Below are 25,109 nucleotides of genomic sequence, written 5' to 3' on the forward strand. Positions count from 1 at the left end.
CTATTTCTCTAATACTTGATATTCTGCACGAACTTCTTTAGTTGCTTTAATCATATCTTGTAGCGCCGCAATCGTTTCAGGCTCTTGTCGCGTTTTTAAACCACAATCTGGGTTAATCCAAAATTGTTTCGCATCAATAGCGCGTAACGCCCGGCGAATATTGTCTTGAATTTCTGTAACAGTAGGAACACGCGGACTATGAATATCATAAACTCCAAGTCCAATTTCCTTGTCATATGTCACTTCTTCAAATGTCGAAATAATTTCCCCATGACTTCTTGATGTTTCAATTGAGATAACGTCCGCATCTAATGCGCTAATCGTATCAATGATATCGTCAAAATCCGAGTAACACATATGCGTATGAATTTGCGTATCGTTTTGAACTGAAGCTGTCGTTAATTTAAACGAATAAACCGCATCATTTAAATATTTTTCCCAACGAGCTTGTTTCAGTGGCAAACCTTCACGTAAAGCTGGCTCATCTACTTGAATCACTTTAATACCATTACGTTCTAATGCTTCTACCTCTTTACGAAGCGCCAAGCCAACTTGATTCGCAACGACACTTTCAGGGACATCATCACGAACAAAACTCCAATTGATAATTGTCACTGGCGCCGTTAACATTCCTTTCACTGGACGTTTGGTTAACGACTGGGCATAGACACTTTCTTTCACGGTAATTTCCTCTGTAAAAGCAACATCCCCGTAGATAAGCGGCGGACGAACCGCTCTCGAACCATATGATTGCACCCAACCAAATTTTGTTGCTTGGAAACCTGCTAATTTTTGCCCAAAATATTCCACCATATCCGTCCGTTCAAATTCGCCGTGGACCAATACATCAATATCCAATTCTTCTTGAATTTTAATCCAGCGCGCCGTTTCTTTTTCAATAAAAGCATTATATTCCGCATCCGTTATATTCCCTTTTAACCAATCAGCACGAGTTTTCCGAACTTCCGGTGATTGTGGAAAACTTCCGATAGTCGTGGTTGGAAACAGTGGTAAATTAAGCCAAGCATGCTGTAATTTAATCCGTTCCGCAAAGACTAATTCTCGATCAACCCGAACATTTTTCAAATTAGCAATTGCTGCTTGAACTTCTAAATTATTTCTATGACTTGATTCATTTAGCACTTTGACAGCTTTACGGGCTTCTTCTAGTTCCTTTGCTACACTTTCCACACCTTCTGTCAAAGCCTTCGTTAAGATAACAATTTCATCTAATTTTTGATCAGCAAATGATAAACCACCCAGAATCACTTCGTCCAAATCAGGCTCACTTAATTTTGTTACCGGTACATGTAGTAATGAATTAGATGGCTGAACAATTAATTTATCCTTAGCTACATAATGTGCAATATCCGTTAAAAGTGCTAGTTTCGCATCCAAATTACTTCGCCAAACATTTCGCCCATCAATCACGCCAGCTGCTAAATATTTATCTTGAGGAAATCCGTAAGTTTTTAATGCTTGCAACGAGTCCCCATGGTCATGAACAAAATCAATCCCAATCGCAGCAACTGGTAAATTAACAACCTCTTCATAATAATCCAAACTTTCAAAATAAGTTTGTAACTCTATTTTTAAATTCGGCACTGCTTCTTGAAATGATTGATACACTTTTTCAAATAAAGCTATTTCTTTCTTCTCAAAACTCGTTGCAAGGTAAGGTTCATCTATTTGAACCCATTCCACCCCAGCAGTTTCAAGTTCTTCCAAAATTTCTATATATGCTGGAATAAATTTATCTAGCAATACTTCAAAACTTTCTGCATTGCTCCCTTTTCCAAGTTTTAAATAAGTAATCGGGCCAACCAGTACCGGCTTTCCTTCAATGCCAAGCTCTTTTTTTGCTTCTTCGTAATAGTAAAGCGCTCGGTTATTTAATAGCTTCGGGTTTGCATCAGCCAGTTCCGGCACAATATAGTGATAGTTCGTATTAAACCATTTAGTCATTTCAGAAGCTACGGCATCATTCTTTCCACGCGCAATATCAAAATATGTATTTAGCGAAACATTTCCACCTTCATGCTGAAAACGTTTTGGAATTATTCCAAATGTTACACTCGTATCAAGCACTTGATCATAAAAACTAAAGTCACCAACTGGAATCAAATCAATTCCTTTTTCCTGTTGTTTCTTCAATGCATGTAATCGTAAAGCCTTTGTTTCTGCTAACAATTCCTCTTCTGTAATTGTACCATTCCAAAATTTTTCTAACGCACGTTTCCATTCACGCTTCTCACCAAGTCTCGGGTATCCTAAATTTGAACTAATAGCCTTCACCATATCTATCACCTTTTCCTCTCGTTTTTTGCCAATAAAAAACCTCCCTAGAGAACTAGAGAGGTTTGGAAGTTTCAATACACAAATACAGTGAAACTTTTTAAGTCTCTCTTATCTCTCGAAGCATCACACTTCGCAGGATTTAGCACCTTTTCAACGGATTGAAAGGTTGCTGGGTTTCAACGGGCCAGTCCCTCTACCACTCATAATAAGAGTAATTTATTTAGTTTTTTAATCACTTAAATTGGATTGAAATTATCATACCACTTGCAACTAAAAACTGTCAATCATTAAATGTCTATTTTCTTTTCTTTAAGTTCTTTATGGGAACCAAAAGCTAGGAGAAAACAGCCTAGTACAAGGATTCCAGCCACCACAAAATAAAATATCTGATTACCAAAAATCCCTATCATCATCCCCGTTGCACTCGGACCAATAATACTTCCCAAGCTAAAGCACATTCCCACCAAAATATTCCCAGCTGGAAGTAATTCGAGTGGCGTTAAATCGGTCATATAAGACAACCCCAATGAATACAAAGATCCTAGCAATATCCCTAAAATAAAGAAGAAAACCACATATAAAACAGGAATCTTAACAAAAGCAGTCAAAACAAAAACTACAGCTCCCCCACCTGTCAAAAGCGGCAACATTTTCCCTCGTCCGAACTTATCACTAATAATCCCAATCGGCACTTGAAAAATAATCGTTCCAACAGAAAAAGAAGAAATAATCATCGCAATCATGACCGTGTCAAGTCCGTCTCGCAGCCCCACAACTGGAAATGTCGCATTAAGCCCAGTTTCCAAAATTCCATATAAAAATGGTGGAATCATCGCAACCCAAGCTAACTTAAATACATCTGAAAATCGCTTTAAACTCCCCCAAAAAGAAATTTTGCGTATAACTGCTTTTTCTCCAACAAAATCATTCCTAATAAACCAAACTAGCCCCCAAGCAATTAACACTAAGATTCCTGATAAAAAGAACGGTAGATTAGCATTTATCTTTGCCAAATTAACCAGTTGTGGCCCCACTGCAAATCCTAATGAGAAAAATAATCCGTAGATAGCCATATTACGACCACGCTTACTAGGATCACTCATTGCACCAATCCAAGTCTGTGACGAAAAGTGTAACATATGGTCCCCTACACCAATAAACAACCTCAATATAAACCAAAAATATAAATTAAACCAGATTGGAAAAGCTAAAATTGCTAATGCTACAAGCCCTCCCCCCACTAATATAATCGGTTTATAGCCATACTTATGTAATGGTGCTTCAATAAATGGAGAGATAATTAACACTCCCAAATAGATACCAGTTGCATGAAATCCATTTATTCCAGCACTTATACCTTTCTCTTCTAATATTATTGCAATAAGCGGCAATAAGACTCCTTGTGATAACCCAGAAATCGCAACTACCATTGTTAAAATCCAAAACTTTCCTTTTGTTCCCATAAGCTACCTCCAAAAATATACTAAATAAAAAAGCAATGTCGAAGTTCGACATTGCTTTTTAGATGACCCGTACGGGAATCGAACCCGTGTTACCGCCGTGAAAGGGCGGTGTCTTAACCGCTTGACCAACGGGCCATATCTGGCGGAGAAGGAGGGATTTGAACCCTCGCGCCGCGCGAGCGACCTACACCCTTAGCAGGGGCGCCTCTTCAGCCACTTGAGTACTTCCCCAGATATAAAAATCCTATTCTCTTTTAAAAGAATAACTCCACAGGCAGGACTCGAACCTGCGACCGATCGGTTAACAGCCGATTGCTCTACCAACTGAGCTACTGTGGAATAAAATGGGCCTAAATGGACTCGAACCATCGACCTCACGCTTATCAGGCGTGCGCTCTAACCAGCTGAGCTATAGGCCCCTAGTAAAACTAACTTCATGGTAAAAAGCGGGTGATGGGAATCGAACCCACGACAACAGCTTGGAAGGCTGTAGTTTTACCACTAAACTACACCCGCATAATATAAAATTTAAAAACAAAGGGCGGATAATGGGAATCGAACCCACGAATGCCTGAACCACAATCAGGTGCGTTAACCACTTCGCCATATCCGCCATAAGGCAAAAATGTTTTTTTAAAAGAATGGCTTGGGACAGAATCGAACTGCCGACACCTTGAGCTTCAATCAAGTGCTCTACCAACTGAGCTACCAAGCCATAATGGCGGTCCCGACGGGATTTGAACCCGCGATCTCCTGCGTGACAGGCAGGCATGTTAACCCCTACACCACGGAACCACTATTGCGGGGGCAGGATTTGAACCTACGACCTTCGGGTTATGAGCCCGACGAGCTACCAGACTGCTCCACCCCGCGACAATAATATTTAATTTAGTCCACATATCACAAGTGAAAAACGGAGGAAGAGGGATTCGAACCCCCGCGCGGTATTACCCGCCTGTCGGTTTTCAAGACCGATCCCTTCAGCCAGACTTGGGTATTCCTCCATGATAATAATAAAGTGACAAGTGGACCTTGCAGGACTCGAACCTGCGACCGGACGGTTATGAGCCGTCTGCTCTAACCAACTGAGCTAAAGGTCCAAGATTGAAAATAGCGGCGGAGGGAGTCGAACCCACGACCTCTCGGGTATGAACCGAACGCTCTAGCCAGCTGAGCTACGCCGCCATAATAATAAGGCTACTATTTTCTTTCATTATGTGATTAAAATGTGAAGTAAGTGGAGCCTAGCGGGATCGAACCGCTGACCTCCTGCGTGCAAAGCAGGCGCTCTCCCAGCTGAGCTAAGGCCCCATTATAAAAGATGAAACAATCGGGAAGACAGGATTCGAACCTGCGACCCCTTGGTCCCAAACCAAGTGCTCTACCAAGCTGAGCTACTTCCCGTTTAATAAAGTGCGCCCAAGAGGAGTCGAACCTCTAACCGCTTGATTCGTAGTCAAGTACTCTATCCAGTTGAGCTATGGGCGCAAATATAAGTGCCGAGGACCGGAATCGAACCGGTACGGATATCACTATCCGCAGGATTTTAAGTCCTGTGCGTCTGCCAGTTCCGCCACCCCGGCGTTGTTACTATAAAATTTGGAGCGGAAGACGGGGTTCGAACCCGCGACCCCCACCTTGGCAAGGTGATGTTCTACCACTGAACTACTTCCGCATATTTTATAATAAGTGCGGGTGAAGGGACTTGAACCCCCACGCCTCGCGGCGCCAGATCCTAAATCTGGTGCGTCTGCCAATTCCGCCACACCCGCAAAAGTGAGCCGTGCTGGGTTCGAACCAGCGACCCTCTGATTAAAAGTCAGATGCTCTACCAACTGAGCTAACGGCTCTCTACAATAAAAATATGTATTATTATAAAGTTAATATTAATGGTGCCGGCTGCAAGAGTCGAACTCGCGACCTACTGATTACAAATCAGTTGCTCTACCAACTGAGCTAAGCCGGCATAAAAAATGGAGGTTAACGGGATCGAACCGCTGACCCTCTGCTTGTAAGGCAGATGCTCTCCCAGCTGAGCTAAACCTCCAGAAATACTGCCCGGCAGCGACCTACTCTCGCAGGGGGAAACCCCCAACTACCATTGGCGCAGAGAAGCTTAACTACCGTGTTCGGGATGGGAACGGGTGTGACCTTCTCGCCATAACTACCAGACAATATACAGTTGTTGAAAGATTGCTCTCTCAAAACTAGAGAAGAAAGGGTTCAGTTAGGTAACTTCGTTTCATTTTTTGGTTAAGTCCTCGATCGATTAGTATTTGTCCGCTCCATGTATCGCTACACTTCCACTCCAAACCTATCTACCTGATCATCTTTCAGGGATCTTACTTTCCGAAGAAATGGGAAATCTCATCTTGAGGGGGGCTTCACGCTTAGATGCTTTCAGCGTTTATCCCTGCCACACATAGCTACCCAGCGATGCTCCTGGCGGAACAACTGGTACACCAGCGGTGTGTCCATCCCGGTCCTCTCGTACTAAGGACAGCTCCTCTCAAATTTCCTGCGCCCGCGACGGATAGGGACCGAACTGTCTCACGACGTTCTGAACCCAGCTCGCGTGCCGCTTTAATGGGCGAACAGCCCAACCCTTGGGACCGACTACAGCCCCAGGATGCGACGAGCCGACATCGAGGTGCCAAACCTCCCCGTCGATGTGGACTCTTGGGGGAGATAAGCCTGTTATCCCCGGGGTAGCTTTTATCCGTTGAGCGATGGCCCTTCCATGCGGAACCACCGGATCACTAAGCCCGACTTTCGTCCCTGCTCGACTTGTCAGTCTCGCAGTCAAGCTCCCTTGTGCCTTTACACTCTGCGAATGATTTCCATCCATTCTGAGGGAACCTTTGGGCGCCTCCGTTACTCTTTAGGAGGCGACCGCCCCAGTCAAACTGCCCACCTGACACTGTCTCCCCACGCGCTAAGCGTGGCGGGTTAGAATGGTCATACAGCCAGGGTAGTATCCCACCATTGCCTCCTCGTATGCTAGCGCACACGTCTCTTCGGCTCCTACCTATCCTGTACAAGCGGTACAAACATTCCATATCAGGTTGCAGTAAAGCTCCACGGGGTCTTTCCGTCCTGTCGCGGGTAACCTGCATCTTCACAGGTACTATAATTTCACCGAGTCTCTCGTTGAGACAGTGCCCAGATCGTTGCGCCTTTCGTGCGGGTCGGAACTTACCCGACAAGGAATTTCGCTACCTTAGGACCGTTATAGTTACGGCCGCCGTTTACTGGGGCTTCAATTCGTACCTTCGCCGAAGCTAAGCACTCCTCTTAACCTTCCAGCACCGGGCAGGCGTCAGCCCCTATACGTCACCTTACGGTTTTGCAGAGACCTGTGTTTTTGCTAAACAGTCGCCTGGGCCTATTCACTGCGGCTCTCTCGGGCTTGCACCCTAATAGAGCACCCCTTCTCCCGAAGTTACGGGGTCATTTTGCCGAGTTCCTTAACGAGAGTTCTCTCGCTCACCTTAGGATTCTCTCCTCATCTACCTGTGTCGGTTTGCGGTACGGGCAGTACTACTCTTCCTAGAGGCTTTTCTTGACAGCGTGAAATCAGGAACTTCCGTACTTTATTTCCTTCCCCATCACAGCTCATGCTTCGCGAGAAGCGGATTTGCCTACTTCTCACACTCACTGCTTGGACGCACATTTCCATTCGTGCGATTCCCTATCCTTCTGTGTCACCCCATCGGTTAAACAATTAGCACTGGTACAGGAATCTCTACCTGTTGTCCATCGCCTACGCCTATCGGCCTCGGCTTAGGTCCCGACTAACCCTGAGCGGACGAGCCTTCCTCAGGAAACCTTAGATATTCGGTGGAAGGGATTCTCACCCTTCTTTCGCTACTCATACCGGCATTCTCACTTCTAAGCGCTCCACCAGTCCTTCCGGTCTGACTTCACCGCCCTTAGAACGCTCTCCTACCACGAACCTCCGAAGAGGTTCATCCACAGTTTCGGTAATATGTTTAGCCCCGGTACATTTTCGGCGCGGGGTCACTCGACCAGTGAGCTATTACGCACTCTTTCAATGGTGGCTGCTTCTAAGCCAACATCCTGGTTGTCTAAGCAACCCCACATCCTTTTCCACTTAACATATATTTGGGGACCTTAACTGGTGGTCTGGGCTGTTTCCCTTTCGACTACGGATCTTATCACTCGCAGTCTGACTCCCGAGTATAAGTACATGGCATTCGGAGTTTATCTGAATTCGGTAACCCGAGAAGGGCCCCTAGTCCAAACAGTGCTCTACCTCCATGACTCTTTACCTCGAGGCTAGCCCTAAAGCTATTTCGGAGAGAACCAGCTATCTCCAAGTTCGATTGGAATTTCTCCGCTACCCACACCTCATCCCCGCACTTTTCAACGTGCGTGGGTTCGGACCTCCAGTAAGTATTACCTTACCTTCATCCTGGACATGGGTAGATCACCTGGTTTCGGGTCTACGACCTGTTACTTATGCGCCCTATTCAGACTCGCTTTCGCTACGGCTCCGCTTTTTCCGCTTAACCTTGCAACAAATCGTAACTCGCCGGTTCATTCTACAAAAGGCACGCTATCACCCATTAACGGGCTCTAACTACTTGTAGGCACACGGTTTCAGGAACTGTTTCACTCCCCTTCCGGGGTGCTTTTCACCTTTCCCTCACGGTACTGGTTCACTATCGGTCACTAGGGAGTATTTAGCCTTGGGAGATGGTCCTCCCGGATTCCGACGGAATTTCACGTGTTCCGCCGTACTCAGGATCCACTCTGGAGGGAAAGCTATTTCAACTACCGGGCTGTTACCGTCTTTGGCGGGCCTTTCCAGACCGCTTCATTTATAACTTTCTTTTGTAACTCCGTATAGAGTGTCCTACAACCCCAAGAAGCAAGCTTCTTGGTTTGGGCTCTTTCCGTTTCGCTCGCCGCTACTCAGGAAATCGATTTTTCTTTCTCTTCCTCCAGGTACTTAGATGTTTCAGTTCCCTGGGTCTGCCTTCCTCACGCTATGTATTCACGTAAGGATACTATCCGACTAAAGATAGTGGGTTCCCCCATTCGGAAATCTCTGGATCAACGCTTACGTACAGCTCCCCAAAGCATATCGGTGTTAGTCCCGTCCTTCTTCGGCTCCTAGTGCCAAGGCATCCACCGTGCGCCCTTTCTAACTTAACCAATTTACTTCAACGAAGTAAAGGTTGTTTTTCTAATTGTCGGTATCAGCGATGATACTTCCAATTAGATGAAAGATTCACTTTCAGATGATTCTCGGTTACTTGTGTCATAAATAATTACTTATCTATGCTAACTTTACTAACTTTCTTATCTAGTTTTCAAAGAACAAACATACAGAGAAGTAGTAACCTCTCAAAACTGAACAAACAGAGAAGAACGAAAACACACAGGTTTCCTTTTCCTTAGAAAGGAGGTGATCCAGCCGCACCTTCCGATACGGCTACCTTGTTACGACTTCACCCCAATTATCTGTCCCACCTTCGGCGGCTGGCTCCATAAAGGTTACCCTACCGACTTCGGGTGTTACAAACTCTCGTGGTGTGACGGGCGGTGTGTACAAGGCCCGGGAACGTATTCACCGTGGCATGCTGATCCACGATTACTAGCGATTCCGGCTTCATGTAGGCGAGTTGCAGCCTACAATCCGAACTGAGAATGGTTTTATGGGATTGGCTCCACCTCGCGGCTTCGCGACCCTTTGTACCATCCATTGTAGCACGTGTGTAGCCCAGGTCATAAGGGGCATGATGATTTGACGTCATCCCCACCTTCCTCCGGCTTGCACCGGCAGTCACTTTAGAGTGCCCAACTAAATGCTGGCAACTAAAATTAAGGGTTGCGCTCGTTGCGGGACTTAACCCAACATCTCACGACACGAGCTGACGACAACCATGCACCACCTGTCACTTTGTCCCCGAAGGGAAAGCTCTGTCTCCAGAGTGGTCAAAGGATGTCAAGACCTGGTAAGGTTCTTCGCGTTGCTTCGAATTAAACCACATGCTCCACCGCTTGTGCGGGCCCCCGTCAATTCCTTTGAGTTTCAACCTTGCGGTCGTACTCCCCAGGCGGAGTGCTTAATGCGTTAGCTGCAGCACTAAGGGGCGGAAACCCCCTAACACTTAGCACTCATCGTTTACGGCGTGGACTACCAGGGTATCTAATCCTGTTTGCTCCCCACGCTTTCGCGCCTCAGCGTCAGTTACAGACCAGAGAGTCGCCTTCGCCACTGGTGTTCCTCCACATATCTACGCATTTCACCGCTACACGTGGAATTCCACTCTCCTCTTCTGCACTCCAGTCTTCCAGTTTCCAATGACCCTCCCCGGTTAAGCCGGGGGCTTTCACATCAGACTTAAAAGACCGCCTGCGCGCGCTTTACGCCCAATAAATCCGGACAACGCTTGCCACCTACGTATTACCGCGGCTGCTGGCACGTAGTTAGCCGTGGCTTTCTGGTTAGATACCGTCAAGGGACAAGCAGTTACTCTTATCCTTGTTCTTCTCTAACAACAGTACTTTACGATCCGAAAACCTTCTTCATACACGCGGCGTTGCTCCGTCAGACTTTCGTCCATTGCGGAAGATTCCCTACTGCTGCCTCCCGTAGGAGTCTGGGCCGTGTCTCAGTCCCAGTGTGGCCGATCACCCTCTCAGGTCGGCTATGCATCGTTGCCTTGGTAGGCCATTACCCTACCAACTAGCTAATGCACCGCGGGCCCATCTGTAAGCGATAGCCGAAACCATCTTTCAAAGCCGTGGCATGCGCCACCACTTATTATTCGGTATTAGCCCCGGTTTCCCGGAGTTATCCCCAACTTACAGGCAGGTTGCCCACGTGTTACTCACCCGTCCGCCACTAACTTTGGAAGAGCAAGCTCTTCCTCCGTTCGTTCGACTTGCATGTATTAGGCACGCCGCCAGCGTTCGTCCTGAGCCAGGATCAAACTCTCTTTAAAATATAAATTGAATTTGAATACTTATTCAACACCGTGAATAAGATTCCTTGCGTCAAATTGACTTCGCTAGCAATTAAATTACTAGTTTGTTTTTGTTGAAAACAGCTTTCTGTTTTCTGCCCTGCGATTACCAGTGAGACTTTACGTCTCATTGCTTTTCGTCTTCTTCTTTGTTCAGTTTTCAAAGGTCAGTTAGTCGCTTTCATGCTTGATGTACGAATGTTTTCATTTGTTTTTTGCGACTTTTAAATCATATCATTTCAGCAACTATCTGTCAACAACTTTTTAAATTTATTTTACGAATAAAAATCTTTTAAATCACTGCTATTGTAGCGCCGAAAACTAATATATCAAGTTTTGAGATATATGTCAACCGAATTATGCATAAAATTAAATAAAAATGAAAAAAATTGCAAAAAACATAAAAAAACACCTAGCTAGGCTAAGTGTTTTGGATTAATTATTAATTTGTTTTTCTTTACATTCTGGACATGTACCATATACTTCCAGCCTATGATTATCAATTTCATATCCGGTTACATGAGCTGCGAAATGTTCTACTTCATCAAGACCCGGATAATGAAAATCTACTATTTTCCCGCAAACATTGCAGATTGCGTGATAATGATTAGATGTGGAAAAATCAAATCTGCTAGATGCATCACCATAAGATAATTCTTTAATTAAACCTGCATCACGAAAAACTCGCAAATTATTATATACAGTTGCTACGCTCATATTAGGAAAGTTACCTTCTAAAGACCGATAGATATCATCCGCGGTTGGGTGAGTGTGTGAGTTAATTAAGAATTCAAGTATAGCATGACGCTGAGGAGTGATTCTTACTCCTGTTTTCTTCAAGACATCTACTGCCTCTTTTAGAGTTGCATTAGACACCGCCATGCACTCCCTTCCAAAAATAATTATTATATTCATAATACCGGAAATAAGGCTTGACTGTCAATAGAATGGCATAATTTGTAGGTTAATAACCTTTATTTAAATCAATTTCATTGCGTAATTTAGTATTTTTTTTCAAGTGATTCATATTCTCAAACCATATTTCAAAACTACGATCCAAATATTTATCCGAATGGCCCGATACATGCGGTGTCATAGTTATGTTGTCTGCTTGCCATAGATAACTGCCAGCAGAAAGTGGTTCTTCTGGTAATACATCTAAATAAAAATGAGCAATTTGTTGTTGTTTAGAAGCTTTTTCTAACACATCTATTTCCACTGCACTGCCTCTTCCTATATTAATAAAAACTGCACTGCTTTTCATCCTCTCAAAAAATGTTTCTTTATACATGCCTGTTGTCTTTTTCGTTTGTGGTAAAACACTGACAAAAAAGTCAGCTAAGGGCGCAATTTCTTCTATATCTGTCATAGCGTAAGTTTTTTTAAATGGTTCAGCCGGGTGACCTGTTGTATTTACACCTAATACTTCCATGTCAAAGGCTTTGGCAAATTGCGCCACTTTTGCTCCGATTGCTCCTGTTCCTGCTACAATTAATGTTTTTCCCGCAAGTTCTGTAATAGGTTCTTCACTCGACCAGTTTTCTTGTTTTTGCATTTGATAGAAGAAAGCAGCTTTTTTCACATGAGATAACATAAAAGATAAAGCAAATTCTCCCATTGGTACTGCATGAATTCCTCTTACATTTGCCACTTTTATTTTTCTTTCTTGAATAATTTCTCTTGGAAGACTATCCACGCCTGCTGAAAAAACCATAATTAATTTTAAGTTTTGAGCTTGTTTTATTTGTTCTTCTTTAATATTCGAGCCATAAGTGACAATAACATCCACTTCTGCTAAATTGGCAAAATGATTATTGCCTTCATAGTAGAAAGTATCATCTGGAAATTTCTCCGCTTGCAATTGTTGAAGGTGTTTAGGTACATCTAAAGTAAATAAAACTTTCATCTTGCCACACTTCCCCTCTTTTAATGATACTTTAATTTTATGCTTTTTTTCATTTGTCGGCAATTATATTGTTTTTTCAATTGCGACTTCTCATTTTTTCGCATAGAATATAGAAGGTATTAAATTATTGAGGAGATGACGAAATGGATCATTCAATGTCAAAAAAATTGCATGACGAAGCACTTTTACATATAGTTGGTGGGGTTAATAGCCCATCTAGGTCAAACAAAGGAGTTGGCGGTGGAATTCCTGTCACAATGGAACGAGCAAATGGTGCTTATTTTTATGATGTGGATGGAAATAAATATATTGACTATTTAGCTGCATTTGGACCGATTATTACTGGACATGCGCATCCTCATATTACAGAAGCAATTACAAAAGCGGCGCAAAATGGCGTTTTGTACGGAACACCTACAAAACATGAAATAACCTTTGCAAAAATGTTAAAAGAAGCAATTCCTTCTCTTGAAAAAGTTCGATTTACAAACTCCGGCACAGAAGCTGTTATGACAACTATTCGTGTAGCTCGTGCTTATACGGGACGAGACAAAATCATTAAATTTGCCGGATGCTACCATGGACATTTTGATTTAGTATTAGTTGAAGCTGGCTCTGGGCCATCTACACTAGGAATTCCAGATTCTGCTGGTGTGACAAAATCGACTGCCGAGGAAGTTATTACAGTACCTTTTAATGACCTTGCATCCTTCAAAGAAGCATTAGCTACTTGGGGAAATCAAGTTGCAGCAGTTTTAGTAGAACCTATTGTTGGAAACTTTGGAATGGTTGAGCCTGCTGAAGGATTTCTAGAAGCTATTAATGAACTTGCACATGAAAATGGCTCTTTAGTAATTTATGATGAAGTTATCACAGCTTTCCGTTTTATGTACGGTGGAGCTCAGAATTATTTAGGTGTTATTCCCGACTTAACAGCTATGGGTAAAATTATTGGCGGAGGTCTTCCAATAGGTGCTTACGGCGGACGAATAGATATTATGGAAAAAGTAGCACCTTTAGGACCCGCATATCAAGCTGGAACACACGCAGGTAATCCAGCTTCCATTTTATCAGGTATCGCTTGTCTTGAAGTTTTACAAGAAGAAGGACTTTATGATCGCTTTCAAAAATATGGCTCCATGTTAAAAGATGGAATTGAAAAAGCCGCTGTGAAACATGGTATTGCAGTAACGGTTAACCAAATTGTTGGCGCTCTAACTGTTTACTTTACAGATGAACCAGTGACTAATTATGCAGAAGCTGGAGCTACAAATGGTGATTTATTCGGTCGTTTCTTCAAAGGTATGTTAGAAGAGGGTATTAACCTAGCGCCTTCCAAATATGAAGCATGGTTCATTACCTCCGCACATTCTGAAGCAGATATTTTAGAAACTATTCAAGCAGTCGATACAGTTTTTGCAAAAATGGTTCAAGATAAATAGGTATTATTGCTTTATAAACTGACGATAAACGTTATAATAGAAGAAGAATGAGCGGGAATAGTTCAATATCCCGCTCAAATAGTCTATAGAAAGGAATAACCTTCCATGAAATTCGGAGCTAGAATTTTGAAAACTGGTATTGCAATCACCTTGGCGTTATTCATCGCTCAGCTTTGCAATTCACCCTCTCCAACTCTGGCAGGCATTTCCGCCGTTTTTGCTATCCAACCTTCTATTTATAGGTCCTATCGAACTATTTTAGAACGTGCACAAGGAAACATTATTGGAGCTCTTATCGCCATTATTTTTGGACTTTATATTGGTAATGATTTTATTTTAATTGGAGTTGCCGCCATCATCTGTGTTGCTTTATTGATGCAATTTCGTTTGGAAAATACGATTGGCCTTGCTGTAGTAACACTTATTATCGTCATGGATTCTCCAGGTAACGACTTTTTAGAAATCGCACTTATTCGTTTTGGCACGATTATGCTAGGCTTACTTGCTGCATTTATCGTCAATTTATTCTTTTTACCGCCTAAATATGAAGTTTCTTTGTTTCAACTAATTTATAATACGAATAGCGAAATTGTGCGTTGGATTAAATTAAATCTTCGGCACGCTGCTGACTTTCCCCTTCTAAAAAAAGATATGGAATGGATGCAAAAGCAGTTAAATCAGACTCGTAACTTATATGGATTATATCGAGAAGAGCGAACTTTCTTGAAGAAAAATGCTGTCTCTAAAGGCCGGAAAATTGCTGTATATAGACAAATGTTGCTTTGCTCTCAAAAGGGTTTTGAACTTTTGAAAATCCAACACCGTTATGAAAATGATTATTTGCAACTTCCGCCAGATAAACAAGAATTGATTAGACAACATATTGATTATTTAACAGATAAACATGAACAATTACTGCTAACGTATATTGACAAAGTTTCTATTGATCTTGATTATGTAGAGTCTCATTTAGCACAAGATCCCCAAGATTTAATGCAACTCTTCCTACGCGAAATGGAAGAAACTGAAAAAGATGAGTATGAAGATATGATGGATAAATATCATTTAATGCGTATTATTGCATCCATCTTTGCCTACCAAGAAACAATCGATTATCTAGAAAAAATAATTCATAGCTTTAAACTTAGACATACAGATGAAAACCAGATCGATATTAATGTAAATGAAGAATAAAAAAACGAGCTTGGAGATAAACTCCAAAGCTCGTTTTTTTAACGGTATTCTTTATACTTTTCATACCAAATGTCAATGTAGTCAGGAGAAAATGGACCTTTTTTGTCCAAAATCCAGTGGCTTAGCACATCTACATTCGTTTTTAGTATCCGGTCAATTGAGTCTGGATACTTCATTTGGCGACGGTGTTGTTCATATTCGCCCTCATCAAGCAAATGAAACCTTCCATCTGGGAAAACCTTAATATCGAGGTCATAGTCAATGTACTTAAGCGCTTGTTCATCAACTGCAAAAGGAGTTCCTAAATTGCAGTAATGATAAATGCCATCTTCTCTAATCATTGAAATTACATTAAACCAGTAATCACTATGAAAGTAACAGATAGATGGTTCACGCGTTACCCATTTACGTCCGTCTGCTTCCACAACTAATGTGTGGTCGTTTCCACCGATAATAATATTCTCCGTAGATTTAAGCACCACTGTCTTTTTCCAAGTACGATGAAGTTTTCCGTTATGTTTGTAGCTCTTGATCTGTATTATTTCTTTCTCTTTGGGTAAGTACATCCTTTATCCTACTTTCCTCATGTACTATCAAAATCATTATTATTATAACATAAGGCAAGACTGCAAAAAAACAATATCGTGCTGAAACGGAATAATTTCCTAAAAAAAAGCTATTTTTCAGGTAAAATAGCTAATTTTCATCCATTTTGCTTTACTATACTAAAAGAGTTCTTCCGCCATCTACTAAAATAGTTTGCCCACGAATCATATCTGCTTTATCGCTAACGAGGAATAAAACCGCATTTACCAGGTCACTCGGCTCAATCATTCGGCCAGCTGGTGTTTTACTTACAGCATCTTTTAATAACTCTTCACGGTTTGGAAAATGATTGAGCGCATCTGTTTCAATTAAACCACCAGAAACAGCATTAACGACGATGCCTAGCGGGGCAAGTTCCACTGCTAAATAGCGAGTAAGGGATTCTACTGCTGCTTTTGAAACTCCAACTGTTGTATAATTTTCTAAGTATCGAATAGAGCCAATCGAACTTAAACTAATAATTTTCCCACTTTGATGACGTTGCATTAATTTAGCTGCTTCTTGTCCAGCGAATAATAACGCTTTGGCATTAATATTCATTGTCCAGTCCCAGTGTGACTCTTCTAGTTCCATTAAAGGACGAAGCACACCACTCGCTGCATTATTAATAAATACATCCAATCGACCAAATTCTTCATCGACCGCTTTAAATAATTCTCTCACTTTTTCTACATCGCCAACATTTGCTTTAAAAATAGCGCATTTTTGTCCTAGTTGTTCAATCTCTTGCTGCACTTCTTCTGCTTTTTTGCGATTTCTAGAAAAGTTAACAGCTATATCATATCCTTCTTTTGCAAGGGCGATGGCAATTTCTCTACCAAGTCCCCTACTACTTCCTGTTACTAATGCTACTTTATTCATTTGTTACTCCCCCTTAAATTCTTTCCAAGCTTGCCACATTTTTTGATATGGTACTGGAAAAGCAAGCCGTTTCATTTCTTCTTCTGTTGCAAAATACCAATTTTCATTCGGAACTGCGGATTGAAGATTTGCCACACGAATGTCCATTTTCCAAATCAAATGAGAAAAAACATGTTTGATATGCGCAATTGGGTCCTGATTTAATAAAACATCTAAGCCATAATGGTTCAAAAATTGTAATTTGGCTACTTCCATATTTTCTTTTTTAGCAACTTCAATAGTTGGAAATTGCCACATATTTGCAAGCAGTCCATTCTCCGGACGTTTTTCTATAGCTATTTTCCCATCCTCTGAGAGAACAATAATACTTAAAAGTTCTTTAGTTTTCGTTTTTGTCTTCTTGATTTTTACGGGATAGTTGGTTTCAACACCATTTTTATGCGCTTCGCAAAAAGGTTGTAAGGGACAAAGCAAACACATTGGTTTGGTTGGTGTACAAACGAGTGCACCAATTTCCATTAATCCTTGATTAAAAGCTGCTGGATTTTCTTGATCAATTAATTGGTATAACACTTCTTCAAAAATTTTCCGAGTAGATGCTTTCATAATATCTTCACTGATCTCTAAAACACGTGCTATAACACGCATAACATTTCCATCAACTGCTGGTTCGGCTTGGTTGTATGCAATACTCAAAATTGCGCCTGCCGTATATGGTCCAACACCTTTAAGTGATAAAATAGTTGTTAAATCACTTGGGACTACTCCAGAAAAATCTGCCATTACTTGTTTCATAGCTGTTTGGAGATTTCTGACACGAGAATAATAACCTAAACCTTCCCAAGCCTTTAATATATCCGCCTCATCAGCATTTACGAAACTTTCCATTGTCGGAAACTGAGTCATAAAGCGATTAAAATAAGGAATTACTGTATCCACTTTTGTTTGTTGAAGCATGATTTCTGAGACCCAAATTCGGTAAGGCTCGGTATTTTCGCGCCACGGTAATATTCGTTTATTCGCTTCATACCAGGAAACAAGTGCTTCTTGAAAAGCGGTTATTTTTGTTTCATCCCATGTTAGTCTCTTCATTTTTTCTCATTTTCTCCTCGTAATTCTAATAGATTTCTAATGTGTGATACTCCAGATGTGTAGTATAATGTAAACAGGGAATAAAATAATATACCCATTCTTAAGCCGTTTTCTATTATACAGAATGCTGGCTTGATTGGATAGTGTTGTGCTTTCTTAGGCAATACTGCTTGTATTATTAAAGACCGATTTTAGAGGAGGCAAAGTCACTTGGATACTGGCACACATGTAGTAATGGGAATTGCACTCGGAGCATTAGCAACCGTAGACCCGGTAGTTGCCGGAAGTTCTCAAGCTGCCATTGGTATTATGACAGCAACAATTATTGGCTCTCAAATTCCAGACATTGACACTGTATTAAAACTTAAAAACAACGCTGATTATATTAGAAATCATCGTGGAATCACGCATTCCTTGCCGATGCTTGCCATTTGGCCATTACTTATTTCATCTATTCTGTATTTCATTTTTCCAGCAGCCACGTTTATCCATTTATTATTATGGACATTTATCGCGGTTGGGCTACACATTTTTGTAGATATTTTTAACGCATACGGGACACAAGCTGTTAGGCCGTTTAAGGAAACATGGGTCGCATTTGGGTTTATCAATACCTTTGATTGGTTTATTTTTGGTTCCCATGTTGTTGCAATTGCGGCTTGGCTACTAGGATCCCCTGTACTCGCAACGTTTGTAACGCTTTACGTTATTTTGGCACTTTATTATGTGGCAAGATTTGTCACACAACGAATGATTAAGCATGCGGTTCAAAATCTAATTCCAGATTCAGAAGAAATCATTATCGCTTCTACAATTCACTTCTTTCAGTGGCGCGTGGCAGTAACAACTAAAGATCATTACTATGTAGGCCGAGCTTTTAAACGAAACATCTCTATCTACGAAAAATTTGATCGTTTACCAGTTCCAGATAATGAAATCATCCGTTCTGCGAAAAAAGATAAAAACCTTGCAGCTTTCATCTCATTCTCCAAAGTATACAATTGGCGAATCGAGGAAAAACTAGATGGTACTTATGTTACTTTTACCGATTTGCGTTATCGAAGTAATGGGCACTATCCTTTTGTAGCAGTAGTTAAATTAGACGATGATTTAAAGATTATTTCATCTTATACTGGTTGGATTTTCTCAACAGAAAAATTACACAAAAAATTAGCACCAGTTAGTATTTAAAGAAGACCCGGAATTTTCCGGGTCTTCTTTGTTTATCTACCTGTACTGCCAATTCCACCAACACGTGATTCATTTGCAAGAATATCTGTATCTGCTACTAAATACTTTTGGAATATACCTTGAGCAACACGTTCTCCTGCTGTTATTTCAACTGGTGTCGTAGAGAAATTTTTGATAGCAATGCCAATATTACCATCATTCCCTGGATTACTATAATAAGAAGAATCGATAATTCCAGTTCCGTTACAAAGTAATAAACCTTTTTTAATACCAATAGAAGAACGAACATGGATATTTAAAACTTCATCTTCTTGCATATAACTTTTAATATCAGTCCAGAAAATATGTTTTTCTTCTGGTGCAATAGTTACTGTTTCATTGGAGAAAAAATCATAACCGGCTGAACCTTTGTCACCGCGTATTGGTAGCGATATTGTTTGTTCTGGAAACTTTCTACTTGCTTCATTAACTACTTCAAATCCTCTTACTTTCAATTCACTCACTCCTATTTGTTTGGGTCTTTTCGTTCTACTTGATGTAAAAAGCTACCGTGCCGCTCGATTTGCTGACGGACATAATCCGCCGCGTACTCAGGTCCTCGGTAAGGATAGCCTGCTTTTGCGTAGGAACTTTCGAAATCCGACCAAAGCATTTCAATCCACCACAGAGCCTGTTCTTTATCTAAATGCGGGTTTTTAGCCATTAATTCCGCTGTTAGTTCATCTAAATAAGTATACAATTCATTCTTCCTCCTCGAAACTGATTTCATTCTCAGTTAGGTATGATTGAATTGTATCATAAGAAAAACCTTTCTGCATTAGCGATGTAATTGTTTTTTGTTTAGCGACACTTGGTTTGTAACGTTTATTTTTTCGCATTGTTTTTTCGATTTGTTTTTGTAAAATATCTGCTTCATCTGCCATATCTAATTCATTTGTTGCTTCTAATGAGGCAGCTTTGGCTACTTCACTTGAATAACCTTTTTGGATTAAATCTGTAGTGATTTTTTGTTGAAGCATTTTCTTAGCGCTTTTATTGTTTCGCTTCATGATTTTCATTGCTTGTTTAGTGGCATTTTCAAGTTGATTTTCATCTGAATATTCTTCAATCACTTGACTAATGATTTCTCTTGTTAAGCCTTTTTCGACTAGTTCACGTTCGATTGTTCGTGGGCCTTTGAGCGTTGTCTTGATTTGCGTTTTTGTATATAGTTCTGCAAATTCAACATCGTTAATATAATCCATATCAGCTAATTTTTTTAAAATCTCATCAATAGCAAAAGGTTCCATTTCTTGTTTCTTTAAATAATCGCGAATTTCTTTTTCTGAGCGCACACGGTGAGACAAGAAGTTAATCGCTTTATTAAGACCTTTGCGAACCATATCTGCTTGTTTAATTTCCTCTATCTCGGCCTCAGTCAACACTTTTCCTTTCATGAGCTGGAACCGCGCTAAAACCTCTTCATCTACACTAAAGTTGTATTTTTCATCAATAAAAATGTTATAACGTTCTTTATTTTTCTGTTGGACACTAATGGACGTGATTTTCATAATACGCCTCCTTCACTTCTCTATCATACCGCAAAAATTGGTTTTAATACTACTAAAAAGGGAATAAACTAGTTAGGACTATAAAGAGGTGATAATATTGAATATCTTGCTTACAGGCGCAACGGGTTTTATTGGTGATCATTTAGTACATGAGTTGGAAAAATCTGATCACGAACTTTATATTTTAACAAGACAAAAACTTCAAAACCGCGCAAATGTACATTATATTGAATGGTTAAATGATGATAAGTTACCAAATTTAGACGATTTACCAGTAGATATTTGTATTAATTTTGCTGGTGCTGGTTTAATGGATGAAAAATGGACTTACGATAGAAAGAAAGTGATTGTAAATAGCCGCATCGAAGCTACTTCTGCACTCTTATCCATTGTGAAGAAAATGAAATCCAAGCCAAAATTGTGGATTAACGCGAGTGCAATTGGCGCTTACACATCTTCCAAATCCACTATTTATCTTGATACAGAAGAAAATAGTTATGCAGATAATTTCTTAGGAAAAACTGTCTATGAATGGGAAAAGACAGCTAGTGCAGCGAGTGATTTAGGTATTCGTGTTGTTTATGCTCGCTTTGGGCTTGTACTTGGAACTGGCGGAGGTTCATTCCCCGTTTTTGAGAAGCTATTCCGAACTTATACTGGTGGAAAATTCGGCAGTGGTAAGCAATGGTATTCTTGGATTCATGTAGATGACGTGGTTAGGGCTATTTTATTTATTTTTGATCACGAGCAGATTGATGGAGTTGTTAATTTTACTGCTCCTCATCCTGTTCAAGAAAAGAAATTTGCTGAACGGCTTGGTAAAAAAATGCATAAACCATATAAAACACCGGTTCCGAAAAAAATTATTAAATTCATTCTTGGTGAACGGGCAGTGACGATTTTAGATAGTCAAAGAGCTTATCCTCAAAAACTGATGAGCAATCATTTTGAATTTCGTTTCCAAACTTTACAAGAAGCTTTAGATGATTTAGTGGATTAGAAAAAAACCAGATTCTGTTTTACTCAGAATCTGGTTTTTTTGCTTCTTCATTTAGTGGGAAATCAAGGACAATTTGATTATTTGCAAGTGGTCGTTTTTTACCTACAAGAATCATAAGCTGTAACATCGTAAATGCAATCGAACTACGCTTCCTGAAAGCAACGAATTTTTGTTCCCATTCCGTCACATATTTAGATTTGAAATTACGTAAGCCTTTGAAGCCATAAAATCCTTGGCTATAACGGTATACAAGTCCAGCTAAACGTTCACCTAAGAACGCATATTTACTTTCTCCAACATTTGCAAGTGGTGCCATACCGGCGTTGAATGTTTGGAAACCATCTTCTTTGGCTTTTTCAAATAAATGAATGAAAAGAAAATCCATAATACCTGATGGCGCTTCTTTTGAATAACGCATTAGATCAATAGACGTCATTTCCTCTGTATAGGAAGGCATCATGGAAGCAAATCCAACGACTATTCCTTCAACATTTTTAGCAATGGCGATATCTGCTTGCTCTAAATAATACGTATCAAAGAACCCTAGTGAAAATCCTTTTTCTTCTCGACCATCAAGCCATTCATCAGAAACGGCTCGTAATGTTTTCCATGTAGCCTTATCAAATGGCGGCTGAATGATTTCAAAAGTATAGCCTTCGCGTTCTAATTTGTTCATTAGTGCCCGCTCACCTTTTTTCTTCTTACCACTCATTGTAAAGTTTTGGACATCTACAAAGCCTTCTTCTCCAAGTTTAATGAAATCAAAACCATGGTCATGTAAATAAGGAATCATTGTACCACGAACTTCATAGAAAACTGGGCGGTAACCGAACCTGTCAGCATTTGTCATAACTTCCTCAATCGCATCTTCCATTTTATCCATATTCCCAGTTGGTTCTCCCATAATGACCATTTTGTCAGCAATGAGTCGATAAGAGAATAGCACTTCTCCGTCTGCTGCCCAAAAAAGTAATTTATCCCTTAAGAACATCGTGTGGCTAACTTCATTCCCGCCCCACTTAGCTAAATGTTCGCGCACTTTTACCGCTTCAAATGGCGATCCAAGTTTTTCTTTTGTAGTAGATAGGTAAATGTAAATAATAACTAAACTAACGACAGCAATAAAGACCCCGACAAATCCGACTAACCATAAATGTTCCGAAGCAATGCGGAGATAGTCAGGAATTTCTTTCGAATGTTTGATGTTTGGCGAATTATAAATACCGATAACAATATAACCAGCTAAACATACAATAAAGATAATACTATCAATTATGACTTTACTCCAAGTATATACAAGTTTTTCCCGGTAAAATTCATTTCTAGCAAGGAATAAACAAAGTAGTACTATACCAAGGAAAATAGCTTGCTTCATCGAAAATACTCGAGCTAATGTATTAAATATAGCGCAACCTAGCACAATGACTGTTATAATGTACGCTTTTTTAGTTTTACATTCAATTCCTCTGGCCAGTCCGAGAAGTAAAAATCCAAAAGCAACAATGGTGATTTGCGATGTAAACAAGAAATTAAATGGCATGATTTTATATAGGAACGGCACATGATATATCGCATTCGGAACGGCCGAAGATAATATTAATAACAGACCTGAGCCATATACAAAAATTACTAAGAAGCGATGAGCCACTTTTTGTAAAAACAGCAGTGGTAATCCTTCTAAAAAGTCGTTTAATCGTTTTCCGGCTTTTTGGACGAAGAAAAGTAGTCCTACAACAAACGGAATTATATAGTAGAAAATACGATAAAATAGCATCCAAGCCAGTGCTAATTCTTGAGAAACGCCTAATTGACTAAGTCCTAGAATCATGACGACATCAAATGTACCTACACCGCCTGGTACCATAGAAGCAATCCCAATAACGGAGGCAATAACAAATAGTGGAAATACTTTGAAAATATCTACAGGCTCTCCCATTAAAACGCCAATAATTGCAAAACAACCAAATGCAAAGCCCCATTCTAATAACGAAGCAACGATTAAGGTTAATTCTCTTTTAATTGGCAAATCTACAAATAATGATTTACTTTTCCATTTTGTGATTGTAAATAAAATTGGGAAGTAAAGCCCACCCGCAAGCAACCAAGGCCAGTAATTAACAAAATGATCTGCAAATCCAGGAATTAGTAAGGTCGTTAATGATACTAAACAGTAAATGGATAAGCCAGATACTAAGAATAGGGCAATTTTAGAAATAGCAAGTAGTATTTCTTTGTGAGAAGCATTTTTTCCGTAAAAACTTGCTCTTAAACTTGCACCTAATACCCCACCAAATCCGCCAATGTTCGTAAAGGTATTGGTAATCCAACCAGATGCGACGACATGAATTGGTGAAAACTTTCCTGGTAATAGCTTAACGATCACATAATCATATAAAAGCATCGGTGTGACCGCGATTAAACCTACTATAAACATAATAAAGATTTGTTCAGGACTTTGGGAAGTTATATTAACTTTTAAGGAAGGATAATCAATCCCTGTTGCAATATTAACAATTTCAAAAATCACAAATCCCATGACAAATGTAATAAAAACAATTTTTACGATCGTACTATTTTTTTGAAACCAACCATAGGCTTTCATTAATTTTTCTTTCATATTAGACTCTCCTTAGCAAATTCCATTCATCTTCTTTTATTTATTCGTTTCCTAACTGGTGGGAAAGCATAAGCGAGTAACACGCCTATCAAACCACTACATGTATTTAAAATAATATCATCTACGTCTGTTGAGCGCTCAGGTGGAAGTGCCATGCTATCAAATCCAGTAATCATTGTTGTTTGCGCAAACTGAAGTAATTCAATGCCACAAGAGGTTAGGAATACTACGAGTAATGCTTTCCATCCTGAATTCGTAATCTTGAAGTAAAGTAGAAAGAACGACAGCGGACATAGTAATAAAATATTTCCTAAAATTTGGATTATAGTTGGCATCGTTGGTAAAGTTTGTTTAAATGTATTTTCTATCGTTGTAAATGGTATTAAATTAATCATTTCTTTTTGAATATGGAAGTTTCCTGTGTATGTACTATTTACAAAATCTCCAATGGATATGTATGCCACTAGATGTAAAAGAACGAATATATATAAAATAAATACACTAAACCAGATAAAGTCTAGCCAATTTTTTAATTTGGCCATTTTGGTTAAGATTAATGTTGCTATGAAAAGTAAGCAACTATTTGCGATTGTATTAATTAAATCTGCGTTATCTCCAAATTGCAATGCAAGCGAAACCCCATATAAGAGGTATAATACTGGCAATAACAATACAAAAAAACGGCATTTTTGGACTTGCATTTTCGTATTCCAACGCCTTCCGTTTCAAAATCAGCTTATATACGCTCTGAATAAGCTCCTAGTATCAGTTTAGCAGATATAAAAATGAAAAGAAAGCTTGTTTATACTTACATTTTTGCAAGCTTCTGTAAGGGTTTTAGGTTCTTATTTTCATTTTACCCAAAAAAATGCTACAATTTCTTAATGATAA

Annotated in this window: 16 protein-coding genes, 21 tRNA genes, 3 rRNA genes and 1 riboswitch; of the genes, 4 read left to right on the forward strand and 36 right to left on the reverse strand. The window is 40.1% G+C overall.

From position 1 onward, the window contains the following. The 28 genes from metE to LWE_RS08685 form a co-directional block, all read right to left on the reverse strand. A complete protein-coding gene (gene metE, locus LWE_RS08550) occupies positions 1 to 2,298 on the reverse strand; it encodes a 5-methyltetrahydropteroyltriglutamate--homocysteine S-methyltransferase (RefSeq protein WP_011702481.1) in 2,298 nt (765 codons plus the stop codon). 105 nt (positions 2,299 to 2,403) lie between these two features. Then, positions 2,404 to 2,510, reverse strand: a riboswitch (SAM riboswitch). A gap of 75 nt (positions 2,511 to 2,585) precedes the next feature. Continuing rightward, positions 2,586 to 3,761 carry an MFS transporter gene (locus tag LWE_RS08555; protein ID WP_011702482.1) on the reverse strand — a complete coding sequence of 392 codons (1,176 nt, stop codon included), beginning with the start codon at positions 3,759 to 3,761 and terminating at the stop codon, positions 2,586 to 2,588. Positions 3,762 to 3,824: 63 nt separating this feature from the next. Beyond that, positions 3,825 to 3,896, reverse strand: a tRNA-Glu gene (locus tag LWE_RS08560). Positions 3,897 to 3,901: 5 nt separating this feature from the next. Then, positions 3,902 to 3,992, reverse strand: a tRNA-Ser gene (locus LWE_RS08565). A gap of 35 nt (positions 3,993 to 4,027) precedes the next feature. Continuing rightward, positions 4,028 to 4,100, reverse strand: a tRNA-Asn gene (locus LWE_RS08570). Between the two features lie 6 nt (positions 4,101 to 4,106). Continuing rightward, a tRNA-Ile gene (locus LWE_RS08575) sits at positions 4,107 to 4,180 on the reverse strand. 26 nt (positions 4,181 to 4,206) lie between these two features. Further along, positions 4,207 to 4,277 (reverse strand) — tRNA-Gly (locus tag LWE_RS08580). Between the two features lie 24 nt (positions 4,278 to 4,301). Further along, positions 4,302 to 4,374, reverse strand: a tRNA-His gene (locus LWE_RS08585). A 29-nt stretch (positions 4,375 to 4,403) separates the two neighbouring features. Further along, positions 4,404 to 4,476 (reverse strand) — tRNA-Phe (locus LWE_RS08590). 4 nt (positions 4,477 to 4,480) lie between these two features. Next, positions 4,481 to 4,556 (reverse strand) — tRNA-Asp (locus LWE_RS08595). Between the two features lie 4 nt (positions 4,557 to 4,560). Further along, positions 4,561 to 4,634 (reverse strand) — tRNA-Met (locus LWE_RS08600). A gap of 41 nt (positions 4,635 to 4,675) precedes the next feature. After that, positions 4,676 to 4,765, reverse strand: a tRNA-Ser gene (locus LWE_RS08605). Between the two features lie 22 nt (positions 4,766 to 4,787). Beyond that, positions 4,788 to 4,861, reverse strand: a tRNA-Ile gene (locus LWE_RS08610). A gap of 11 nt (positions 4,862 to 4,872) precedes the next feature. After that, a tRNA-Met gene (locus tag LWE_RS08615) sits at positions 4,873 to 4,946 on the reverse strand. A 53-nt stretch (positions 4,947 to 4,999) separates the two neighbouring features. Continuing rightward, a tRNA-Ala gene (locus LWE_RS08620) sits at positions 5,000 to 5,072 on the reverse strand. Positions 5,073 to 5,091: 19 nt separating this feature from the next. Continuing rightward, positions 5,092 to 5,165: transfer RNA gene (locus tag LWE_RS08625), tRNA-Pro, on the reverse strand. A gap of 10 nt (positions 5,166 to 5,175) precedes the next feature. Continuing rightward, positions 5,176 to 5,249, reverse strand: a tRNA-Arg gene (locus tag LWE_RS08630). A 9-nt stretch (positions 5,250 to 5,258) separates the two neighbouring features. After that, a tRNA-Leu gene (locus tag LWE_RS08635) sits at positions 5,259 to 5,344 on the reverse strand. A 17-nt stretch (positions 5,345 to 5,361) separates the two neighbouring features. After that, a tRNA-Gly gene (locus LWE_RS08640) sits at positions 5,362 to 5,436 on the reverse strand. A 15-nt stretch (positions 5,437 to 5,451) separates the two neighbouring features. Then, a tRNA-Leu gene (locus tag LWE_RS08645) sits at positions 5,452 to 5,533 on the reverse strand. 5 nt (positions 5,534 to 5,538) lie between these two features. Further along, positions 5,539 to 5,611: transfer RNA gene (locus LWE_RS08650), tRNA-Lys, on the reverse strand. 40 nt (positions 5,612 to 5,651) lie between these two features. After that, positions 5,652 to 5,727, reverse strand: a tRNA-Thr gene (locus LWE_RS08655). A gap of 8 nt (positions 5,728 to 5,735) precedes the next feature. Further along, positions 5,736 to 5,808, reverse strand: a tRNA-Val gene (locus tag LWE_RS08660). Positions 5,809 to 5,817: 9 nt separating this feature from the next. Next, positions 5,818 to 5,933 (reverse strand): 5S ribosomal RNA (gene rrf, locus LWE_RS08665). A 77-nt stretch (positions 5,934 to 6,010) separates the two neighbouring features. Then, a 23S ribosomal RNA gene (locus LWE_RS08670) occupies positions 6,011 to 8,942 on the reverse strand. A 246-nt stretch (positions 8,943 to 9,188) separates the two neighbouring features. After that, positions 9,189 to 10,738: ribosomal RNA gene (locus tag LWE_RS08675) — 16S ribosomal RNA — on the reverse strand. The 16S, 23S and 5S rRNA genes sit together here with 21 tRNA genes alongside, the layout of an rRNA operon. Before the next feature lie 456 nt (positions 10,739 to 11,194). Continuing rightward, complete coding sequence (gene perR / locus LWE_RS08680) at positions 11,195 to 11,641, reverse strand: peroxide-responsive transcriptional repressor PerR (protein WP_011702483.1); 447 nt, start codon at positions 11,639 to 11,641, stop codon at positions 11,195 to 11,197. 82 nt (positions 11,642 to 11,723) lie between these two features. Continuing rightward, positions 11,724 to 12,665: an NAD(P)-dependent oxidoreductase gene (locus tag LWE_RS08685; protein ID WP_011702484.1), complete on the reverse strand. Its 942-nt coding sequence runs from the start codon at positions 12,663 to 12,665 to the stop codon at positions 11,724 to 11,726. A 143-nt stretch (positions 12,666 to 12,808) separates the two neighbouring features. On the opposite strand from LWE_RS08685, the gene LWE_RS08690 reads away from it, so the two are divergent. Together LWE_RS08690 and LWE_RS08695 are read left to right on the forward strand one after the other, a co-directional pair. Then, positions 12,809 to 14,107, forward strand: coding sequence for a glutamate-1-semialdehyde 2,1-aminomutase (locus tag LWE_RS08690; RefSeq protein WP_011702485.1), 1,299 nt, complete (start codon positions 12,809 to 12,811; stop codon positions 14,105 to 14,107). Positions 14,108 to 14,212: 105 nt separating this feature from the next. Then, entirely contained in the window at positions 14,213 to 15,301 is a 1,089-nt protein-coding gene (locus LWE_RS08695) for an aromatic acid exporter family protein (RefSeq protein ID WP_011702486.1), read from the forward strand. A gap of 38 nt (positions 15,302 to 15,339) precedes the next feature. Here the strand turns inward: LWE_RS08695 and ntdP are convergent, their stop codons facing one another. The 3 genes from ntdP to mutY form a co-directional block, all read right to left on the reverse strand. Then, positions 15,340 to 15,867: a nucleoside tri-diphosphate phosphatase gene (gene ntdP / locus LWE_RS08700; RefSeq protein ID WP_003719986.1), complete on the reverse strand. Its 528-nt coding sequence runs from the start codon at positions 15,865 to 15,867 to the stop codon at positions 15,340 to 15,342. A 154-nt stretch (positions 15,868 to 16,021) separates the two neighbouring features. Further along, positions 16,022 to 16,768 carry an enoyl-[acyl-carrier-protein] reductase FabL gene (fabL, locus tag LWE_RS08705; RefSeq protein ID WP_011702487.1) on the reverse strand — a complete coding sequence of 249 codons (747 nt, stop codon included), beginning with the start codon at positions 16,766 to 16,768 and terminating at the stop codon, positions 16,022 to 16,024. A gap of 3 nt (positions 16,769 to 16,771) precedes the next feature. Then, positions 16,772 to 17,860, reverse strand: a complete 1,089-nt coding sequence (gene mutY / locus LWE_RS08710) for an A/G-specific adenine glycosylase (protein WP_011702488.1) — start codon at positions 17,858 to 17,860, stop codon at positions 16,772 to 16,774. Between the two features lie 210 nt (positions 17,861 to 18,070). Between mutY and LWE_RS08715 the strand changes: the two genes are divergently transcribed. Continuing rightward, positions 18,071 to 19,051, forward strand: a complete 981-nt coding sequence (locus LWE_RS08715) for a metal-dependent hydrolase (protein WP_011702489.1) — start codon at positions 18,071 to 18,073, stop codon at positions 19,049 to 19,051. A gap of 32 nt (positions 19,052 to 19,083) precedes the next feature. On the opposite strand, the gene LWE_RS08720 is transcribed toward LWE_RS08715, so the two are convergent. The 3 genes from LWE_RS08720 to recX are packed head-to-tail and all read right to left on the reverse strand — an operon-like array spanning position 19,084 to position 20,601. Further along, the gene (locus LWE_RS08720; RefSeq protein ID WP_011702490.1) at positions 19,084 to 19,545 is read right to left on the reverse strand and encodes a dCTP deaminase/dUTPase family protein; all 462 of its coding nucleotides are present in this window, start codon (positions 19,543 to 19,545) and stop codon (positions 19,084 to 19,086) included. An 11-nt stretch (positions 19,546 to 19,556) separates the two neighbouring features. After that, positions 19,557 to 19,790 (reverse strand): YfhJ family protein, encoded by a 234-nt coding sequence (locus LWE_RS08725; protein WP_003730568.1) that lies wholly within the window; start codon positions 19,788 to 19,790, stop codon positions 19,557 to 19,559. Between the two features lies 1 nt (position 19,791). Beyond that, positions 19,792 to 20,601 carry a recombination regulator RecX gene (gene recX / locus LWE_RS08730; RefSeq protein WP_011702491.1) on the reverse strand — a complete coding sequence of 270 codons (810 nt, stop codon included), beginning with the start codon at positions 20,599 to 20,601 and terminating at the stop codon, positions 19,792 to 19,794. A gap of 97 nt (positions 20,602 to 20,698) precedes the next feature. Here recX and LWE_RS08735 point away from each other — a divergent pair, with 97 nt between their 5' ends. Beyond that, the gene (locus LWE_RS08735; protein ID WP_011702492.1) at positions 20,699 to 21,601 is read left to right on the forward strand and encodes a TIGR01777 family oxidoreductase; all 903 of its coding nucleotides are present in this window, start codon (positions 20,699 to 20,701) and stop codon (positions 21,599 to 21,601) included. A 19-nt stretch (positions 21,602 to 21,620) separates the two neighbouring features. Here the strand turns inward: LWE_RS08735 and mprF are convergent, their stop codons facing one another. Together mprF and LWE_RS08745 are read right to left on the reverse strand one after the other, a co-directional pair. Beyond that, entirely contained in the window at positions 21,621 to 24,218 is a 2,598-nt protein-coding gene (gene mprF, locus LWE_RS08740) for a bifunctional lysylphosphatidylglycerol flippase/synthetase MprF (protein WP_011702493.1), read from the reverse strand. Positions 24,219 to 24,244: 26 nt separating this feature from the next. Continuing rightward, positions 24,245 to 24,919 carry a VanZ family protein gene (locus tag LWE_RS08745; RefSeq protein ID WP_011702494.1) on the reverse strand — a complete coding sequence of 225 codons (675 nt, stop codon included), beginning with the start codon at positions 24,917 to 24,919 and terminating at the stop codon, positions 24,245 to 24,247. Positions 24,920 to 25,109 lie beyond the last annotated feature (190 nt).

It is taken from the genome of Listeria welshimeri serovar 6b str. SLCC5334, from assembly GCF_000060285.1.
Lineage (GTDB): Bacteria > Bacillota > Bacilli > Lactobacillales > Listeriaceae > Listeria > Listeria welshimeri.

Bases quoted from the DNA above. Each gene is read 5' to 3' on its own strand.
- ntdP (WP_003719986.1), bottom strand. From the start codon at position 15,867: ATGTACTTACCCAAAGAGAAAGAAATAATACAGATCAAGAGCTACAAA.
- LWE_RS08685 (WP_011702484.1), bottom strand. From the start codon at position 12,665: ATGAAAGTTTTATTTACTTTAGATGTACCTAAACACCTTCAACAATTG.
- LWE_RS08690 (WP_011702485.1), top strand. From the start codon at position 12,809: ATGGATCATTCAATGTCAAAAAAATTGCATGACGAAGCACTTTTACAT.
- LWE_RS08695 (WP_011702486.1), top strand. From the start codon at position 14,213: ATGAAATTCGGAGCTAGAATTTTGAAAACTGGTATTGCAATCACCTTG.
- mprF (WP_011702493.1), bottom strand. From the start codon at position 24,218: ATGAAAGAAAAATTAATGAAAGCCTATGGTTGGTTTCAAAAAAATAGT.
- recX (WP_011702491.1), bottom strand. From the start codon at position 20,601: ATGAAAATCACGTCCATTAGTGTCCAACAGAAAAATAAAGAACGTTAT.
- metE (WP_011702481.1), bottom strand. From the start codon at position 2,298: ATGGTGAAGGCTATTAGTTCAAATTTAGGATACCCGAGACTTGGTGAG.
- perR (WP_011702483.1), bottom strand. From the start codon at position 11,641: ATGGCGGTGTCTAATGCAACTCTAAAAGAGGCAGTAGATGTCTTGAAG.
- LWE_RS08555 (WP_011702482.1), bottom strand. From the start codon at position 3,761: ATGGGAACAAAAGGAAAGTTTTGGATTTTAACAATGGTAGTTGCGATT.
- fabL (WP_011702487.1), bottom strand. From the start codon at position 16,768: ATGAATAAAGTAGCATTAGTAACAGGAAGTAGTAGGGGACTTGGTAGA.
- LWE_RS08745 (WP_011702494.1), bottom strand. From the start codon at position 24,919: ATGCAAGTCCAAAAATGCCGTTTTTTTGTATTGTTATTGCCAGTATTA.
- mutY (WP_011702488.1), bottom strand. From the start codon at position 17,860: ATGAAGAGACTAACATGGGATGAAACAAAAATAACCGCTTTTCAAGAA.